Here is a 17,812-nt window from a genome sequence, read left to right on the forward strand (position 1 = left end):
AGATCGGCTTAGGAGGGGCTAGAGGTCATTACACTTTGCATATGATTCATTTACAACAAAGTCAGACAGCTGAAAAATATGGATATCCCTTAACTATTACCATCAAAGGCATGGAAACACGAAACACGGAGAAAGTGTGAACAAAAAATGTCGCTTTCAAATCAGACATCTGGACTCATAGTTGGGCTCATAATTGGCCTGATTGTTGGAGGTGCTGGTGTATTCATCCTTGTACCAGGAGGACAACCAACCGGCGCACCTCAGTATACAATCACCAGTTCAGGCTCGACGACCGTATTACCGCTCTCACAGGAATGGTCTGAGCAAGTTACGGATACATATCCTAACATTCAGTTCAATCCTTCAGGCGGTGGTTCCGGTCAGGGACAAGCCGATGCCGCGGCAGGTGAGGTTGACATAGGCGCGTCAAGCTCCTACCCCGGCGAGGACTACGCTACGAACAACCCAAACGTCGACATTCTACCAGTTTCTGCTGATGCACTCGCAATCGTTGCCAACACAAATGTCAATGGCAGTACCTTCAAGATGGATTGCGACATGGCTGTGGCCATCTTCAGTGCACAGATCACAACCTGGGAAGACTTCGAATCAACTTTTGATGTCAACATTCAGGCAACTGGTGATATCAATGTCTACGTTCGCTCAGATGAGAGCGGTACAACAGCCACATTTACAAAATGGCTTGAGACTGTCAACGAAACTGATGGTATGAACGGAGAGGATTACTATTGGACGTACGGTCACGATGAGGCCATGAGCTGGGCTGAAGGACTGACGGGTGCTCAGGGTAATCCTGGTGTCGCCAATTCGGTAAAAGATGATGAGAACGGTATTGGCTATGTGGGTTTCGCTTTCACAGAAGGACTCACCCCCATCAGCCTATGGAATCCGGGCAATCAGGAGTGGGTCGAAGCAACTACTGTGAATGCTTTGAAGGCTATTCCGAACACCATTAACGATCCCGGAGTCAATCTCTTCAACTCGGACAGCACTGGCGCATATCCAATTGCTCGGTTACTGTTCTATCTCGTTCCGCAGGATACCCTTGATTGGTATACTATCATCTTCCTAGATTGGTGCCTTTCCCAGGGTCAGCAGTATATCGACGACGTTGGCTATCTCGCTATTGAAGGGACAGCTGCGTGGGATTATTCTGTTGAACTCCTCGCGGGCATGAGCCCGGCCAGCTAAGTGCCATAGATTAAACAGGAGACCTCTCGGGACAATCCGGAGGTTCTCCTCAGTTCCTTTATTTCCAAATTGTAAAATCTTGAAAAAATCCTCGAATTCCCTCAAAAAACTTTAATCATAGACCCAATAGCGAGGCGGTAGACCCAAATTGACTTTCGACGAAAAGGATCAGGCTTACGAGATTGATTCTGAAATGGAGGCCGACGTCGGCATCTTCGCGCGTCTACGGGTTGGCATCCAAAATTGGATTGATGATATTCGTTATGCGAAGGGACCTGCACGAAAGGATTTGCTGGGTCGATTCATTTTGTTCATACCTGCTGTTGCAAGCATATTCACCATACTGATGATTCTTCTTCTTCTCGTCTACGAAGCTACCCCCATATTTGCTCATCCCGATGGTGGATTAGGAATAATTTTTGATTCAACATGGGCACCTCAACTGCCCGATAATCCATCTTACGGCATTCTGATTTTCATTGTAGGATCTTTTACTACCACGTTTCTCGCCATTGGAATAGCAGTACCACTAGGCTTGGGAGGAGCCATTTTCTTGAGTGAATTCTGTCCAGCACAAATACGAACTCCTTTGAAAATGATTGTTGAAATGATGGCGGCCATTCCTTCCATCGTGTATGGTCTCTGGGCATTCGTAGTACTCCGGCCATTCATGGATGACGCCTTTGCCCCCTTCGTCCAAACCAATCCGCTCACAAGCTGGATGCCATGGTTTCAGGGTAGCCTGAAAAATGGCTATTCTCTTCTGACAGGCGGAGTCATACTGGCAATCATGCTGCTGCCAACCGTGGTTACCGTTTCATACGATGCCCTGCAATCGGTTCCCGGTACGTACAGAGAGGCATCTTTTGCACTTGGAGCCACAAAATCCGAGACCGCTAAGCAGATTGTTCTATCCGCCGCCCTGCCTGGAGTGGGAGCTGCAGTTGTACTATCTCTTGGTCGTGCTGTGGGGGAAACCATGGCTATACTAATGGTAACGGGGAACAACTTCGGGATACCCTTTACTCTATTTGACCAGTGTTATGTTATGACAAGCATAATTGCTAACCAAATGGGGGCCGCTTACAATCGACCTATTTGGCGATCTGCCCTCTTCTCAGTTGCACTTGTACTGATGATAATGAGTGTAATTTTCACGTTGATTGCAAAGCTGTTCATTCGGTGGGGACTCAAAACCAGAGGTATGAGCTGAGGTGATATGAATGGAAGAACGACCATTACGTTCCTGCGAGGATGAAGAAGCTTACCCCGAAGAAAGCAGTGCAGGAGTGGGGCCACCTGAAATACCATTAACGACTAGAATCTCCACTTATCTGCGCACATATACGAAGTCTAAGAGACACTTCACCGACCTTCTGTTCAAAATTGGCCTAGGCCTTTGCGCCCTTCTAGTCATAGCTCCATTCTTTCTCATTCTGATTGAAGTTTCGTCTACAGGTTTTGCCGTTGTGTTTGGAAGCGGAGAAGGTGAGGGGCTTGAATTCTTCACGACATATCCGGGCGGTGGGCTAACTGGTGGCTTGGCACACGCATTCATTGGAACATTATCTCTGGCTGCTGTAGCAGGAATTGCAGGAATTCCAATTTCAGTTCTGGGAGCAGTCTACATTAACGAATATACTGAAGCTGGAATAGTGAGGTCAGCTATTGAATTTGCTGCAGATGTGCTAGCCGGAATACCTTCCATCGTCTTTGGAGCTTTTGGTTTGGCGCTTATTGTTGATGTACTCAATTTTGGAAAAGGTTTGATGGCAGGCGGACTTACACTTGCCTTCATGATGATTCCCACCATTCTACGGACGACGCAAGAAGCTCTTCGAGCGGTACCCATGTCATTGCGAGAAGCTTCACTCGCGCTTGGAGCAACTCGATGGACCACCACATGGCAGGTTACGGTCAGGTCGGCATTTCCGGGCATCGTTACAGGAGTACTCCTAGCTTTTGGCCGAATCATAGGAGAAACCGCGCCGTTGATATTCACAGCAGGAAACTCGCTTCGTGCTCCAACAGAGCTTTTTGGAGCGGGCTCATGGGTAGCATCTGTTCCATATACGATATACCTCTACACCATCGATCCTCGACCCTATCTTCATCCAAAAGCGCATGCTGCAGCGCTTGCTCTCATGATGATAGTGTTCACCATCGACTTGATTGCTAATTATATATCCATCAAATTCACCAGGAGACTAGTTTGACGTTGTCAGGCGAACATAAAATTGAAGTTGAAAATCTGTCAACATGGTTTGGCAGGAAGCAGATTCTGAAAGACATTTCTTGTTACTTCGAAGACAACAGCGTTACAGCAATCATGGGCCCTTCTGGTTGTGGCAAGTCTACATTTCTCCGCACAATCAATAGGCTCAATGACGTAGTAGACGATTTCAAAATGACTGGTCATATCTACATCGAAGGTGAAGACATATACAGCCGTCAAGCAAACGTCTACAATCTGCGAAGTAGAGTCGGGATGGTTTTCCAACAACCCAATCCCTTTCCAATGAGTGTCAGAGACAATATTACTTACGGGCCTAGATTACATGGTATACGCGACAGAGAACAGCTTGACAGGATAGTGGAAGATACATTGAAGAGGTCTGCTCTTTGGGACGAGGTGAAAGATGATTTGGACAAGCCCGCACCGGATCTTTCAGGGGGACAACAGCAGCGTCTTTGTATAGCCAGAGCCCTCTCTGTTGACCCTCCAGTCTTGCTTATGGATGAACCAGTTTCATCTCTGGATCCAATAAGCGCTGGCAAAATCGAGGATCTCATCACGAATCTGAAAGAGGATTATACAATTATTCTGGTTACTCATAATGTTCAACAAGCATTCAGAGTGTCAGACATAGCGGCGTTTCTGTATTTGGGTGAACTAGTAGAATTTGACGAAACAAGCAAGATTGCTGAGAATCCTGAAGATGAGAGAACTGAAGCATTTATCACCGGTAGAATAGGATAGTGTCACGATGAGAAGCCAGCTAGAATTTTACTTAGACGAAATAGGTCGAAAACTTGAAAGAATGGAAGAGCTTGGAACGCGTGCTCTTATGAAAGCAATGGAAGCCTTTGGAGAACTTGATACTGAAATCGCAGAAGAAGCTAAAGCCATGTCTGAAGATATTGAAGAGCTGGCTCAAAAGGTGGAAGAAAACGTCTTCGAGACAATCGCTCGTCGGCAGCCTGTGGCTTCAGATTTGAGGAAGCTTTCAACATACTTGCTCGTAGCACATCATCTACACCGTGTAGGAAGATACGCCGAGAAAATTGGTCGCATTGTATATCTGGTCGAAGATTCTGAGCACTACAAGGAAATGGAATCCTTGCCCTATATGGCGGAGCTAGCTAAGGATTGTCTGGATATTAGTATCAGAGCAATTCTTGAAGAAGACCTATCAGAAATCAATCAGCTCGAAGAATTGGAAGCAAAAAGCGACAAAGAAACCGAGGAAATGTTTGCAGAAATTGTCGAGTTCCTTCGCGAGCGAACCGATATTATCCAGATGTCTATGATGTACATCATAGTTGGCCGTTACTTCGAACGGGCAGCAGACCAAGCTTTCAGTATAGCTGAACGGGCGGTATACATGGTGAAAGGTGAACGGGTAAAGCTTGGCTTAGCATACAAGGAAAAGCAAATGGAACAGCCTCATTGATCTAAGACTGACAGACATTGGATATCTATATCGGCTTACTGGGTTTAGATGCTATTGCCTTAACCAAGTTGTGAAAAGCTTCATCGACATTTGTATCCTCGAGAGCACTAGTACGAACACGCTCAATGATATCTTCCGTCATTGATTCCTGCACCTGTTGTCGGGGGACTATAGTTTCAAGGTCGATTTTGTTTTCCACCATGATGACCGGTACATGGCCGGCACCAGAATGCAAGGCAGAAAGCCAGATATCTATGTTTGACAATGTTTCAGGTCGGGTAGTATCAAAAACGAATATTGCTCCTGAGGCATGCTGACAGTACTGTTGCCTGAGTTCTGCAAAGGATTCCTCCCCGCCAAGATCCCATATGACCAGCTTGTATGTCCTCGACGCTAGGGTAATCGTCTTCACGTGTAGAATGGCTCCGATTGTTCGGCCTGCATCTTGACCAAACGTGTCATATACGTACCGCTGCACCAAGCTTGTCTTCCCCACGGCTGTATCGCCCAAGAGGATGATCTTTCGAACAAAATCGGGCTTACGCGACATACAGCATTACTATGAAAATCATATGACTTAAGGTTTGTTGAAGCAACCGTCTCCCGGCTCGGTATCAGGCATTTCACACGGTTTCTATTCCTCTTCTTCTGTGAGATGCACCAGTGTCTCGAATAACATGTCTACATTGATATCTTCCGTAGCACTCGTACGTACAAGCGGAAGGTCGTACTTATTCATAAGATGGTTTGTTTTACCCTGTGAAGCCCTACTTTCCAAATCTATCTTGTTTTCGCAAAGAATAACAGGGATTCTCCCCGCGTTGTTGACTATCTGGTCAAACCATTCCTCGATGTTCCCCAATGTTTCGGAGCGCGTTGTGTCAAAAACAAAAATGGCACCGGACATTCTTTTGAGAATAGAATTGAGTACATACTTTGAATCGGTATCCAAGCATCGCGGTACCCAAATAACAAGCTTGTACTGTCGTCTGTTCAGCTCTATGTCTTTGATATGGAATGTGTTCTGGTCATAGCGATGAATACTATCATACACATATTGCATTACCAGACTTCTTATGCCAACATCGTCGTCGCCCAGAAGCGCGAACTCCTTTAGATGAATATCTCCTACCCGCATGAGAAAATTCACTATCAAAGAATAGTATAAACTTTGCCAGCAATTCGTTTGAAAGCTAATTGCCTTGAAAAAGAATTTATGTTTGGGGAATTAGTTTGATAGCTTGCATCCATAATCATGCAATCTCAGTGCATTCCAAAAATGAATTGAAATGTAACTTCATAGGCTTGCTTGAATGATCGATGACACTAGGTCTGGGAGAGTTTTCGATTCCTAGCACGTTCAATCATTTCTTTTGTCATCTTGGTGAAAGCTTCCTCAACGTTGGTATCTTCTTTCGCGCTTGTACGGACAAAATCAACATCATACTTCTCAACGAGTTTGTTGACACGTTCTCTCGACACTTCACTGACGAGATCGATTTTATTCTCGCACATGACCAGCGGTATAGCGCCTGTAACGTCGTACAATGCAGTGAGCCAATCATCAATCCGATCTAGGGTTTTGGGCCGTGTTGTATCAAAAACGAAGAAGGCTCCAGAAGCATTCTGGAAGTACGCCTTTCTCAGCTGAGCGAAGTTGTCCTGACCAGCAATGTCCCACACGACCAGCTTCACAGATATGTCCCCAAGATCAACAAGCTTGACATGGATGTCAGTACCAATGGTCGCCAAGTAATCATGTTCAAATGAGTCGTATACGTATCGACCTACAAGACTTGTTTTGCCTACGGCTGGGTCTCCTAGAAAGACTACCTTGAATAAATAGGCTACCTGATCAGACAGTTCCTCAACTCTCCAAGACGTCAGTATTTTGGCTTGTTAGCATAGGAGAAAATCCACATCTAATAAATATGTGCCATATCGCGCTTTCGAGGGAATTCTACTGGTCTTGGCTCATGGCCGGCTTTGGAAAACAAAACAGTTTGTACCAAAACCCAGAAAAGGGAGCACGTTTGTTCGCACATAGGCGTCGCAGGATGAGAATAGGTACATTTGCGAGAGAGACTGAACAAGTCAGAAAGGCCATGGAATATGAACCTGATTTCATCGACCTGAGGCTAGATTTGAATCACAGTATAGATTTCTCTGAAACAACCGAGATTCTACAGAAGAATGACGTACCATGCACTCTTCATCTTCCCTCCAGCCCCGAGTGGAGCCCTATGGATTTGCCGCGAAGCGTCATTCCGTTTATAGACATCGGAGGCAATATTGGTGCCGAGCTCGTGACCATACATACAGCGCTTTCTCCCTTATTTTACTCAGACAAGGTCATAGATCAATTCCTTCAAGCTGTGCCTCTTGCATGTAAAGCAGCAAAAGAAGCAGGGGTCACGCTTGCCATAGAAACTCTCGGGCTGTACTACACCGAACTTACACTGCTGTTCGACAGATGTCCAGATGTTCAAATAGCACTCGACGTTGGTCATGGCCAGATATTCGCTATGAAGAATCGTGCTCTTGCAATCATAGAATCCTACATGGACCGCATCAAATTGGTCAACCTGCACGATAACCATGGCAGTCAAATGGTTGAGGAAGTCTATAAACTCCGAAAAGAACACGAAGTGACCCGGGAAGAAATGCGTGATATGGCACGCGACTATGATACGCACCTCCCAGTTGGAGAAGGGGAAATAGATTTCGATCCAGTGCTACAGAAACTCAAAGAGAAATCCTATGACGGCCGATTCCTTATGATGTGTACAGACCCTTCGCGGTTCCCTGAGGAACGAGAGACTTTCAAATCAATGTGGAAGAATGTCTAAGCTAGGTCTACAAGACTATCAACGAGCTTGTTAACCTGCTTCAATCCGTCTTCGTCATCTGCCTTTTCGAAAAGGGAGCGCGCTATCCTGAGGATTTCCTGTGCTTTTCCATCCTTACCCTGCACAACAAAGAATCTTGCTTGCTTGAGTCGTGCCTCGCCCATCTCACTGTAAACCGTGTCCGGATATGTGAATCTATCGACACCAAATACATTCCCGCATTCAGGACATGTTGCCACGTATTCGCCTTCCACATCGGAAATTTCTCTTTGCGAGGGAGGTGCTTGGGGCTCGAATTCGCCGGTTTCATCCAAAGGTATACTGTCGAGTTCTTGGGCGTCTATAGATTGAGCGGCAACCTCTGCGTCCTCCTGTGTGTATCTGGAAGACTGAAATTCAGAGGATATTTTTCGAGGGACTGGTTCCGGTTCCTCTAATTCTTGTGCGCTGATCTCTTCAGCCTGAGCTGCTTCCTCTTCTTTCTTGACAAAAGCAGATTCTGAACCTAGGATTCGCCGTTCGATTTCTTCCTCGTGCGAGCTCCGAGAGGGTTTCTGTTCAGGTTGTGGCGGAGTTGGAGGTTTAGTCGTAGCCTGAGCCGTTGTTTCAGCTGGAGTATCGACTTGACTCTCAGCTGGGGGCTCCGATGGGGGCATTGGTTGGGGTTCGGGCTGGGAGATTTCTTGTGGTTCCTTCATCAGCTCATGGACTTCGCTGGCCCTGAGCATTCTAGTCTCCACTATTCCTGGACGATCATCATCAACCAAGGCTTGGTCGCCCCGGGCAAAAGCGTCCTGCGCTTTTTCAAGTTCAGATTTTCTTACAGATTTACCCCGTCTTACCCTATTTCGAGCTACTTCACTTGGTCTTACCCATTCATCTCCTGATGTAACAGTTGATGATGAGGGTGTGCTTTCTTCAGGAGTGGGCTCAGAAGCTGCTTCCTCAACTTCAGGTTCAGAAGCAGCTACTTCCTGTCTAGCAGGTTGCGGCTCGGGGGGAGAAGGTTTCGAACTAGACGGTTTACTAGGTGCAACTAGGCGCTTTCCACACCTGATGCAGTACTTCCTAGTTACTTGGTTCGCCTTTCCACAATTCTGACATATCCTCAATGTGACTCTCTCTCAAGCGTCTTGATTACACTATAGACTTGCTGAATATATATTTAACATGGGTTCTCATATAGCTTTGTGATATAATCAGAAGAACAGGGCAGTAACAGATACAAAATCATGATAAACTGATACAAAATCCATCTCAACCGAATAAGTTTATACCTGTGGAGTTAATATCTCCTGATATATCCCCTGAAGAAAGTGGTGGTACAATGCCAGCCGAGGATCAATTGACCGACGAAGAAAAAGAGGCATTACAAGGCGAACTCAGGAATGCAACTTTATCAGACGATGAGCTTCGCGCCCTTGCTGGTGGAGCGACAGCTGATGGAGAAGCCGTCACACCAGTAGATGATGCTGATGATATGGTTACCTCAGCAGCCTCGGCCTTAGAATTCGTCGATAGTCTTGAAGCTGAAGAACGAATATCTGATCAAATCAAGACCGAAGATGCTGTTGAAGGGTATGATGCTCTTCTTACCAAGCTGGAGAATCTCCGTGCTGATATCTCATCTCTTCAACGTGGTGTTGTGAGCGTATTTGCAGCCCAGCTTTTAACATTCAGAGGCAAAGTGGTCGAGCTCAAATCACGAATCTCCGAAGAAATGGTAGACCGCCTGAAGATGAAATTCTTCAAGAGTTTCATTGAGACAACCTTTGTCGATATTGTTGATGACGAATTTTCTACGCTGGAGAAGAATCTGGTTGACAAAATTGTGGAACAGACTCAGCGCCGTTTCAAAGAGTTCGCTGCACGGGTGAGAGAATCCGAAATAGATCTTAGAACCACCATTGTTGAACAGCAAGAAGTCGTTCGTTCATTCATGCAGACACTGGAAGAGGAAGCAGCTGCCCAACGAGAGAAGCTGAGGGAGAAGGAAGAAGAAGTTGCCGAACTGGAGAAGGAAATCCGCAGCTTACGCCAACAAGTAGGGGAGGGCAAAACGGTTGATGCTCTCAAGGAAGAGTATGAACGCAAGATTAACTCACTAGATGAGGAAATCACTTCACTGAAGAGAGAAGTGCTACAGAAGGACGACCAGCTGAAAGAAAGGACCGAGGAGCTCAGAGAAGCCAATGAAAAGATAGAGGAGCTCCGTGCTGAACTTGGGGAAACGCGCAGCCAGCTGGAAGTGTACAAAACGGAACTCGAGCAGGTCGAAACAGGCCCTCAAATCAGCGCTGATAAGGCAAATGAATATGAAAGCCAGATTCAGATGTTGGAAGAGAAACTGCAAGAGAAGAGACAAGATAACGAGGAACATCTTGCTCGGATTACAAGGCTGGAAGAACAGCTCAATGACGAAGTTCAGGAAAGAGAAGCTGCAGAAGAAATGGCCAAGAAGCGCCTTCAAGAGTTGCAATCGGTTCAGGATAGAATCGATGAGGTAACCCAGTTAGAAGAAGAAATATACAACCTCAAGCAAGAACTTGATAATGCACAAGAAGAGATTTCTGTACTGAAAGAACAGAAACAGGGTTTCAAGAAAGCAAGCAAATTGATGGAGAAAGAACGAGATCTTGCACTTGAACAACGTGATATTGCTTATGAGCGCATGAAACGATATATCGACGTCATCAAGAGCGAAGCAAGGACAAAGGCATTGCTTCTTGTTGATGAAGTTGGCTCTATTACCTTCAAGGAATTGGCGAAATCTTTAGGCAAACCTGTCGGACTTGTCACCAAATATGTACGAGAGCTTGAGAAACTGGGTGTGCTCGAGATAGAAGGTGAAAAAGCTGTCTCAACCCTGGAACAACCTGAAGAATTCGAGGGCGAGATTGTTATAGACGATGAAGAGGATGAGGAAGAATCCTAGAATTCTATGCTCCTATCCCCCTTCTCAAAGGATTTCTTGATTTCCTTCCAGTAGTCTGCAATATTTGTTAGTGCACGTGAGAACCTGCCTGAAAGGCGATATTTTCCCATTTCTTTTTCCACCAATCCGAGATCCCGTAGCTTCCGCATAACTTTCACATATAACCCTCTGCTAGAGAGTACGAAGCTTTTCCACTCGGAATCAGGAATCACTCCATCAGCCTCGATGATCGTATTGAGAATCTTAGCGGCCTGATCCACTTGCATTTCTGTAAAGAAGAGATACCTCAGTAAATGCTTGGGGCTTATGAGTGACGGCCTTCTCACAAGGTCGATTTTAGGCATCTTCAACGACCGATTACTGAAGAGAACAAAGGGGTAAAAACTCCGCGTATTACTAGGTCATCCCTAGTTCTTGAGTAAGCAAGGTGCGGAGAGCAACGGTGTGTGATGAACAATGACCGAACTTGGCAAAGCTTTGTATCGCACTACTCTCAGCAGTGCTGTAACCGCTGCTCTCCACTTGATTCCTTGATACGATGCGTCGATGTATAAACTTTCACCGGGCAAATGCAGAATTCTACCGTTCGCCGCTTCTACTTATCAGCACTAGCAGAATGCTCGTTACAGCAAATACTGCAAGCGAGATAACGGTCTGGAAAGGTACTGTTCCAAATCCCAAGTACATGAGGCTTCCACCGGTAAGAAGACACAGAACGAATGGAAGAATTTGCAGTGGCTTCTTGATACGGGACATGGCAACAACCAATACGAAGAAACCATAACCAACCATTGCAAACGCGAGTGCCAACGCAAAGAGCACCGCAAGAACCTCGAAGATACCCGGCAAGAACCATCCTGCAATTGGAACAAAGAAACTGATTGCTAACCAGAAAAGATCAAACAGGATGATTGCCTTCAAACCATTTGCCGCGTTTGCGATATCGACGTTAGAAGGGGCATTGCTGAACATCACAGTCATGGCAATGAATGCAATCAGCCAGAAAGCGGGATGCAAGACTGAGAGCCCAGCAAGTGTATATAGAAAGGTGTAGATGAAACCCACGATTTGCTGAACCGGGTAGAATGTGTCCGCTAGGAGAATAGGGTCAGCTTTTATGGTTACAAGATCCGCAATCAATTCTAGTGCTTGACCTCCAATACCAGGCGATCCAGGCACCAAATATGTTACTGCCGCTGCGAAAAGAGTAAGCAGGAGCAAAGATACTGCAACCGGTGCTAGATTGATTACAGCTTTTTTGAAGTCACTAGCCGGGTTTCGGTATTTGACATAACCAAGCCGATATTCATCGCCCATTCTTTCGACACTGATTGGTTTGAATTCGACGATTTCAGCGCCCGTAATAAGACATCCCAGTGCATGGGAGGATTCATGGAGAGCTACTCCTGGACCAACCAGAAAGTACCAGCCTTTTGATCCTGGGGTGCTTGTTTGTGTCAAGAACGTATGCGACAGTCGTTCTAGAACCCATCCTAAGAACCAGACGATGTAGAAAAGAATCACTGCTAATAGAACCGTAACGAAATATGCGTTCACTGGCTTCACCGGCATCCTGTTGTCTCTATTATCTGGAATACGAATAAGGTACCTGAAACCTAAATAAAAATGTAAGCCACATTAGTGAATCAGATAAACGATTTTGGCATGCGCAGAATCATTTTGTTTGTGTTTACGCCCGGTATGTTTGCCGAAAATCGATAGTATCAAAATAATAGCTAAATTTATCTTCGCTCTTTGTAATAGACTAAGCTTGACCTAATGCTGGTGCAGCATGTCATAAATTGCGTGAGTGCCCAGATTGAGATAACTTGTGATTGCCGTAACGTGTCTATTTGTGTTGGCGATGCCGACTGCTTCTGATATGAGTGATACTGGGGATTCGACTATAATTGCTACGCCAGACCGCAAAGTAGCGATTCCCGCTTCGGACTATCTGTCGGAGTCTCCTCTGATATGGGGGCATTAGGGTTATCATGATATATTCCGTGAGGTGGCTTTCGCTTCAGATGGCACTATCTTGGCAGTAGGTGCTGGGAACCCTTCTCCGGAGTATACTTATCAGGTCACTGCACTTGCTTCCAATGGTACACACCTCTGGAACAGGTCAATCGATGGCACGAGAACAGATGACTGGGACTATGGCTGGGGAATTGATGTTGACGAAAATGACAACTTCTACACCATTGGCCAATATAACGGGTCACGTGGACTCCTCATCAAGTGGGACAAGAATGGAACACAGATTTGGAACCGAACCTGGGTGACCGCTGGATATGATGTAAAGATCGGAATGGAAGGCTGGATCTATACAGTAGGGTCTACGGGATCCGGACCGGATTTCGCAGTAGCTAGATGGGACCCTGACGATGATGGCCTCATCAACCTTTATGAATGTCGTAATGGTACCTTGCCTTTCAATTGGGACTCCGACTCCGACTTGATTCCCGAAGGTTGGGAAATCGGGAATTCCACCGACCCTCTGAATGGAACAGACGCCTACGATGACGATGATGAAGATATGTTGAGCAACCTGTATGAGTACCGTAATGGAACACTTCCCCATGATGCTGACACCGATGACGATATGATGCCAGATGGCTGGGAGGTCAAGTATGGCCTAGATCCACTCCGTTATAACCCAGATGAAAATCCTGACGGGGACGGTCTGCAGAACTTCGATGAATATGTCAATGGTGCAGATCCTTTCTCGAATGATACGGACCAAGACACGATACTTGATGGTCTCGAAGTTCTTTAGTACGGTACGGATCCGAACTCAAAAGATTCGGATTCCGATGGACTCATGGATGCCGAAGAACTGTTTGAGTATGGTACATCTCCGAATGATGAAGATACCGACAATGATTCTCTCTCAGACTATGATGAGGTCCATCTGATCGGCTCAGACCCGTTAGACATTGATTCTGATGATGACGGGATTCCGGATAACATAGAACTGGAATATGGTTCAGACCCTAACAGCAGAGATTCTGATGGGGACGGCATAGAGGGTCCCGACGAGATAGACGAGTACGGTACGGACCCTGCTGCAATGGATACAGACGGTGATGGTTTTTCCGATTACGAAGAGATATTCATCTACGGCACTGATGCTTTAGTATATGACAGCGATGGCGACGGTAGTCCCGATTCACTGGATCCTTGGCCGTTGATACATGACGGTGTGGTGTTTGGCGGCATTGTCGGGGCGGTGTCGATAGTAATTGTAGTTATAGCGTTTGTGCGTGTGCCCAGGTTCCGGGCATTGGTAGGTAGATAAACTGGATACATGATTGATGCTGCTATGGGTTCAGGTTTGTTTTGGCAGAAACAAAATCGGAGTCAATCTATTTGCCCTGGACTGTTGACATGATGCACTCAGCGAGTTGACGGGGGTTAACACCTAGGAGCTGTGCTTGAAACTGCTTGAGAACGTCCTTGATTTTCCGTTCCAGGTCTTTTACTCCCAGTGGGGTTCCGATTAGTTGGAGCTCGATTTGCTCCAAGGAACTTTCTGGATGTAAGAAAAAGTCACCAGTAATCTCTATGGCTTCTAGCTTCTGCCCCTTGGTCTCAACCTCGATTCTGACAAGTTTCCCACCCGGGATTTTGTATTCCCCTTTCTTCATGTCCTTCACCTTGATTCATTCCATTCGGCTGATCGATATTTCTCCTTGCTCAACCGCTGGGCAGTTTCCCATTCAGCTCTCTTCAAAGCACCACTAACCAGTTCAAGATCCAGTGCTTCCGAAAAGCCCTGCTCGAGCGCGTCCCTCATTTCCTCGATGCCCGTTTTGCTCCCAAGCTCCTTTCGAACAGAAGTGACTCTGTCATGGACTCCTGCAATCATCTTGTCCGATATTTTCTCATCTGAGACTTGCAGCACTGAGAACATGGTTGTGACATCGAGATCCAGAAGTGTGGTACCATGCTGTAGCAAACAGGATTGCCGACGGGTTTGTGCGTTGCCAGATATCTTTCTTCCGTTGGTAACGACATCATTTATGGGTTTGAACTCTGCCTCGATTCCCAAAATTTCCAGGCCGCGAATAATTCCTTTGCAAATTCGCCTGTATGATTTGAGAATATCGTCTTCATAGAGCCGATGATTTTGGGGAAGAATAATGCTGTAGGTTATTTCGCCTTCAAAATCATGGAAGACCGCTCCTCCACCTGTCAATCTCCGAACGTAGTCTATCCCTTGCTTGTTGCAGTATACTGTATCAACTTCGTCGTTCAAGCTTTGGAAAATGCCTATAGAAACCGCGGATGGTTTCCAACGATAGAATCGTAATGTGGGAGGCGATCGTCCTTCAGCTATCGAGTTCAAAACGGCTTCATCAATAGCCATGTTTTCGAACGCCGTGTGAACTTCTAAATCCAGGAAACGAATTTCATCCATCTCATTTCACCAATTCAATTCAGCAAGTGCATCCTGAAGCTCGTCTTGACTGAGCGGCCTGTGATAGTTATACAATGGTCCGGCTGGACGTTCATTGTAGTAGGGTCTGTTGCATCCCTCACATCCTGTCGTTCTGAACATCTGGCCTGATAAGCTTTCTTTCAAGTCTATCGTATCGAGTTTCAGCCTACTTTCACCGTTCTCAAAGCACACATCCTCGCGCCGGATTCTTCCTATCCTGGCCAGATAGTGGATTGCTTGGATTCTCCGATACTTACCAATATCGGGTTGTGCTTCTTCTTCGAGAGACGTGCCACGCACATTTGTGAAAGCAAAGAGTCCAACTGAAATGCCTTGATCTTGCATATCAAAAATGAACTTCACTGCTTCTTCCTCAGCTTCGCCCAATCCAATTATCAAATGAGTTGTAACAGCATTTTCTCCAAAGATTTTCTGGGCGGCTTTCAAACTCTCAAGATGCGACTCCCATCGATAGATGCTATTCCTTTTCTTTCCTTTGATTTCATGGAACAGCTCCTCAGTGCATGCATCCATCGCGATACCAATCCTTTCGGCTCCCGCATCTTTCAATCGATGCATATCCCGTTTATTGATGGGCTGAATGCACACAGATACTGGAGCATCCGCAATCGAAGTCACTCTCTTGATGATGTGCACAACGTCATCCACTACTTGGGGATAGTTCAGACACTGTATGCAGACCCTCTGGAAATCAGATTTCTCAAGCTTGTCAAGAATCAAATCTAAATCGAAAGGTGGCCAGCGAATGCGAGATAGTTTCTCCCCGTCAGAACTAGCTGACCGTGCTTGAGGACAGAAGGCACAATTTGCAGTGCATCCGCTTTCATTGTAGGTCATGAGAAAAGACGTTGTGAAACCTTCAGTCTCTGGGCCTTCTTGCAGTCCGAGCTTCACGGCGGTCCCTATAGAAAGACGAACCAAATCCACCATTCATATGCACCAGGTATCTTGCCAATTCATGTGATACTATCCACTATCTCGTAGTTTCATTTCGATAATATCACCCTGACGGAAGTGGCCACTGAGAGAATCATAATGTTGTGGAATGCAAATCAAGGGAACGTGCCCTCTGATTTTCTGAGCATCAGTGAACACGTAGCAGGAAAGACCCCTCAGAGCAATAGACCCAAGGGTGAGCTCAATAGATTGATTCGTTTTATACGTCAATCTGGTTCCTGTAATCATTTTGGTGATGCCAACTACTGTGCCCCACGCGGTTATGGGAAAGACTGAATCAGCTGAATCGTTTGGCACTGCTGTACCAATTATACATCCTTGTTGGTAGTGTGGTATTCCACCATCGAGAATCCCCAAGGCTCGCCCATTCTGTCTATATGCGAGATGTCCACAAAGATCGCCAGCGTGAGCTTCAGGATAATCATCAGAGATACATACCACATAATCACTGGTTACCTCAATAACCTCACACTGTATTGTGTTATTGGCCTCGATGAACCGGTACTCGATATCAGGCATGTTGACTGTCAACGGATATGATTGGGTGGATCGACTGAAAGCTTCTTTTCTCATGATTTCAACATGATAATGCGGTCCAGTCCAATAATTGAAGTATCTCGATCGGACAAGTTTGCCCAAATCATCACCTTGTTCAACTTCATCTCCTACGTTCAAAGTAGAATCGCAGTGAAGTATCCTGATTCTGAAATCCTCAAAGCCAGAGGGCTGCAATCCAAGAGCATAGTCATATTCATCTGTCGGGAATTCCTTTGTCTTGCCCATATTTAATCGACGTATCTCGGTCACTTCTCCAGCACAGGGAGCGTAGCAGGGACCTAACCAAGTAGCGTGATGGGGATAGATATCAACAGCGGTAGCCCTTCTATGTCCTACATACGGACTGTTGCAGAAAGAGAAGTATGCATTTTCAGGAGCATACAGCTCGATTTCTTCTGCTTCAGCTAGTTTACGCATATCACAGGACCTTCGCTTTTTCATATAGCGGCTTGAGCTTGGCCTTCCATGCTTCCAGATTCTTTGGATCGTCTGGATAGTTTCGGTATAGCTCTTTGATATCATCCATCAGATGAGCGATTTCATTGACTCGGCGTAGAAGAGGTATTCTCCCAAATCCGGATAAGAGTCTCTTGAACTTCTCCCCAATTCCAATGTTCATCTTGCCGGTCATGCTGACTTCAAGCAAATCTTCACCTTTGACGATCCCCTTCTCGAAAGCATAGTTGATATCGTCGTTTTCGATGTTGAGCAGGAACCAGCGGAACAGGTCCAATGAAGCCTGTTTGATGCCGTATGATTCCATGTAATCAATGTTGTAGGGCCAAAGATTCTCCTTGGAAGTATCTCCTTCCTCGAGACATCGTGCAGCTGTTAGACCGGCATGAGCACCACCAAGCATAGAGGAACCTATTCCGCCACCGTGAACCGGATTCACCTGGCAAGCTGCATCCCCAACCAGCATAAAGTTATCATCAACCATGGTATCGATTGGTCTTCTGACAGGCGCTGTTCCACCGCTACAGTCGAGAACTTCTTTCTCCGTTTCCATGAACTCCCAATTTTCTGGTACCCAGTCCTGATATATTGCCCGTGGGTTTCCGTAGTCAGGCATCATCATCAGACCAAGGCCCACGTTTACTCGATGCTTGCCCTGTGGGAAGACCCATGTATAGCCGCCTCGGGTGACATCCTGATTCCAGTA

General features: G+C 46.1%; 19 protein-coding genes. 9 read left to right on the plus strand and 10 right to left on the minus strand.

All coding sequences use genetic code 11. The annotated features are described in order from the left end of the window. Nucleotides 1–147: 147 nt before the first annotated feature. From GF309_10280 to GF309_10300, 5 genes are all read left to right on the plus strand, one after another. A complete protein-coding gene (locus GF309_10280; protein ID MBD3159163.1) occupies nucleotides 148–1,212 on the plus strand; it encodes a hypothetical protein in 1,065 nt (354 codons plus the stop codon). Between the two features lie 148 nt (nucleotides 1,213–1,360). After that, a complete protein-coding gene (pstC, locus tag GF309_10285) occupies nucleotides 1,361–2,425 on the plus strand; it encodes a phosphate ABC transporter permease subunit PstC (protein ID MBD3159164.1) in 1,065 nt (354 codons plus the stop codon). Nucleotides 2,426–2,435: 10 nt separating this feature from the next. Further along, the gene (gene pstA / locus GF309_10290; GenBank protein ID MBD3159165.1) at nucleotides 2,436–3,428 is read left to right on the plus strand and encodes a phosphate ABC transporter permease PstA; all 993 of its coding nucleotides are present in this window, start codon (nucleotides 2,436–2,438) and stop codon (nucleotides 3,426–3,428) included. Between the two features lie 2 nt (nucleotides 3,429–3,430). After that, entirely contained in the window at nucleotides 3,431–4,192 is a 762-nt protein-coding gene (pstB, locus tag GF309_10295) for a phosphate ABC transporter ATP-binding protein (GenBank protein MBD3159166.1), read from the plus strand. A gap of 7 nt (nucleotides 4,193–4,199) precedes the next feature. Continuing rightward, nucleotides 4,200–4,886 carry a hypothetical protein gene (locus GF309_10300; GenBank protein MBD3159167.1) on the plus strand — a complete coding sequence of 229 codons (687 nt, stop codon included), beginning with the start codon at nucleotides 4,200–4,202 and terminating at the stop codon, nucleotides 4,884–4,886. Between the two features lie 25 nt (nucleotides 4,887–4,911). Here the strand turns inward: GF309_10300 and GF309_10305 are convergent, their stop codons facing one another. From GF309_10305 to GF309_10315, 3 genes are all read right to left on the minus strand, one after another. Next, the gene (locus tag GF309_10305; protein ID MBD3159168.1) at nucleotides 4,912–5,436 is read right to left on the minus strand and encodes a GTP-binding protein; all 525 of its coding nucleotides are present in this window, start codon (nucleotides 5,434–5,436) and stop codon (nucleotides 4,912–4,914) included. An 84-nt stretch (nucleotides 5,437–5,520) separates the two neighbouring features. Then, nucleotides 5,521–6,024 carry a hypothetical protein gene (locus GF309_10310; GenBank protein MBD3159169.1) on the minus strand — a complete coding sequence of 168 codons (504 nt, stop codon included), beginning with the start codon at nucleotides 6,022–6,024 and terminating at the stop codon, nucleotides 5,521–5,523. 188 nt (nucleotides 6,025–6,212) lie between these two features. Continuing rightward, nucleotides 6,213–6,776, minus strand: coding sequence for a GTP-binding protein (locus GF309_10315; protein MBD3159170.1), 564 nt, complete (start codon nucleotides 6,774–6,776; stop codon nucleotides 6,213–6,215). 41 nt (nucleotides 6,777–6,817) lie between these two features. Here GF309_10315 and GF309_10320 point away from each other — a divergent pair, with 41 nt between their 5' ends. Then, the gene (locus GF309_10320; protein ID MBD3159171.1) at nucleotides 6,818–7,735 is read left to right on the plus strand and encodes a TIM barrel protein; all 918 of its coding nucleotides are present in this window, start codon (nucleotides 6,818–6,820) and stop codon (nucleotides 7,733–7,735) included. Here GF309_10320 and GF309_10325 read toward each other — a convergent pair. Next, complete coding sequence (locus GF309_10325) at nucleotides 7,732–8,847, minus strand: hypothetical protein (protein ID MBD3159172.1); 1,116 nt, start codon at nucleotides 8,845–8,847, stop codon at nucleotides 7,732–7,734. The two genes, GF309_10320 and GF309_10325, sit on opposite strands and share 4 nt — an antisense overlap. 215 nt (nucleotides 8,848–9,062) lie before the next feature. Between GF309_10325 and GF309_10330 the strand changes: the two genes are divergently transcribed. Beyond that, nucleotides 9,063–10,670: a winged helix-turn-helix transcriptional regulator gene (locus GF309_10330; protein MBD3159173.1), complete on the plus strand. Its 1,608-nt coding sequence runs from the start codon at nucleotides 9,063–9,065 to the stop codon at nucleotides 10,668–10,670. Here the strand turns inward: GF309_10330 and GF309_10335 are convergent. Both GF309_10335 and GF309_10340 read right to left on the minus strand, forming a co-directional pair. Beyond that, nucleotides 10,667–11,014, minus strand: coding sequence for a hypothetical protein (locus tag GF309_10335; protein ID MBD3159174.1), 348 nt, complete (start codon nucleotides 11,012–11,014; stop codon nucleotides 10,667–10,669). The genes GF309_10330 and GF309_10335 overlap by 4 nt on opposite strands. 235 nt (nucleotides 11,015–11,249) lie before the next feature. Then, nucleotides 11,250–12,242: a hypothetical protein gene (locus GF309_10340; protein MBD3159175.1), complete on the minus strand. Its 993-nt coding sequence runs from the start codon at nucleotides 12,240–12,242 to the stop codon at nucleotides 11,250–11,252. A gap of 466 nt (nucleotides 12,243–12,708) precedes the next feature. Between GF309_10340 and GF309_10345 the strand changes: the two genes are divergently transcribed. Both GF309_10345 and GF309_10350 read left to right on the plus strand, forming a co-directional pair. Next, a complete protein-coding gene (locus GF309_10345; GenBank protein MBD3159176.1) occupies nucleotides 12,709–13,449 on the plus strand; it encodes a hypothetical protein in 741 nt (246 codons plus the stop codon). Between the two features lie 45 nt (nucleotides 13,450–13,494). After that, nucleotides 13,495–13,971 carry a hypothetical protein gene (locus GF309_10350; protein MBD3159177.1) on the plus strand — a complete coding sequence of 159 codons (477 nt, stop codon included), beginning with the start codon at nucleotides 13,495–13,497 and terminating at the stop codon, nucleotides 13,969–13,971. A gap of 67 nt (nucleotides 13,972–14,038) precedes the next feature. Here GF309_10350 and GF309_10355 read toward each other — a convergent pair whose 3' ends face one another. The 4 genes from GF309_10355 to GF309_10370 are packed head-to-tail and all read right to left on the minus strand — an operon-like array spanning nucleotide 14,039 to nucleotide 17,067. Beyond that, on the minus strand, nucleotides 14,039–14,320 hold the full coding sequence (locus GF309_10355) for a hypothetical protein (GenBank protein ID MBD3159178.1): 282 nt from the start codon (nucleotides 14,318–14,320) through the stop codon (nucleotides 14,039–14,041). Nucleotides 14,321–14,325: 5 nt separating this feature from the next. Next, nucleotides 14,326–15,093, minus strand: a complete 768-nt coding sequence (locus GF309_10360; GenBank protein MBD3159179.1) for a lipoate--protein ligase family protein — start codon at nucleotides 15,091–15,093, stop codon at nucleotides 14,326–14,328. A 6-nt stretch (nucleotides 15,094–15,099) separates the two neighbouring features. Next, the gene (locus GF309_10365; protein MBD3159180.1) at nucleotides 15,100–16,065 is read right to left on the minus strand and encodes a radical SAM protein; all 966 of its coding nucleotides are present in this window, start codon (nucleotides 16,063–16,065) and stop codon (nucleotides 15,100–15,102) included. Between the two features lie 36 nt (nucleotides 16,066–16,101). Then, nucleotides 16,102–17,067 (minus strand): hypothetical protein, encoded by a 966-nt coding sequence (locus GF309_10370; GenBank protein MBD3159181.1) that lies wholly within the window; start codon nucleotides 17,065–17,067, stop codon nucleotides 16,102–16,104. Between the last annotated feature and the right edge of the window lie 745 nt (nucleotides 17,068–17,812).

It is taken from the genome of Candidatus Lokiarchaeota archaeon, from assembly GCA_014730275.1.
Lineage (GTDB): Archaea > Asgardarchaeota > Thorarchaeia > Thorarchaeales > Thorarchaeaceae > WJIL01.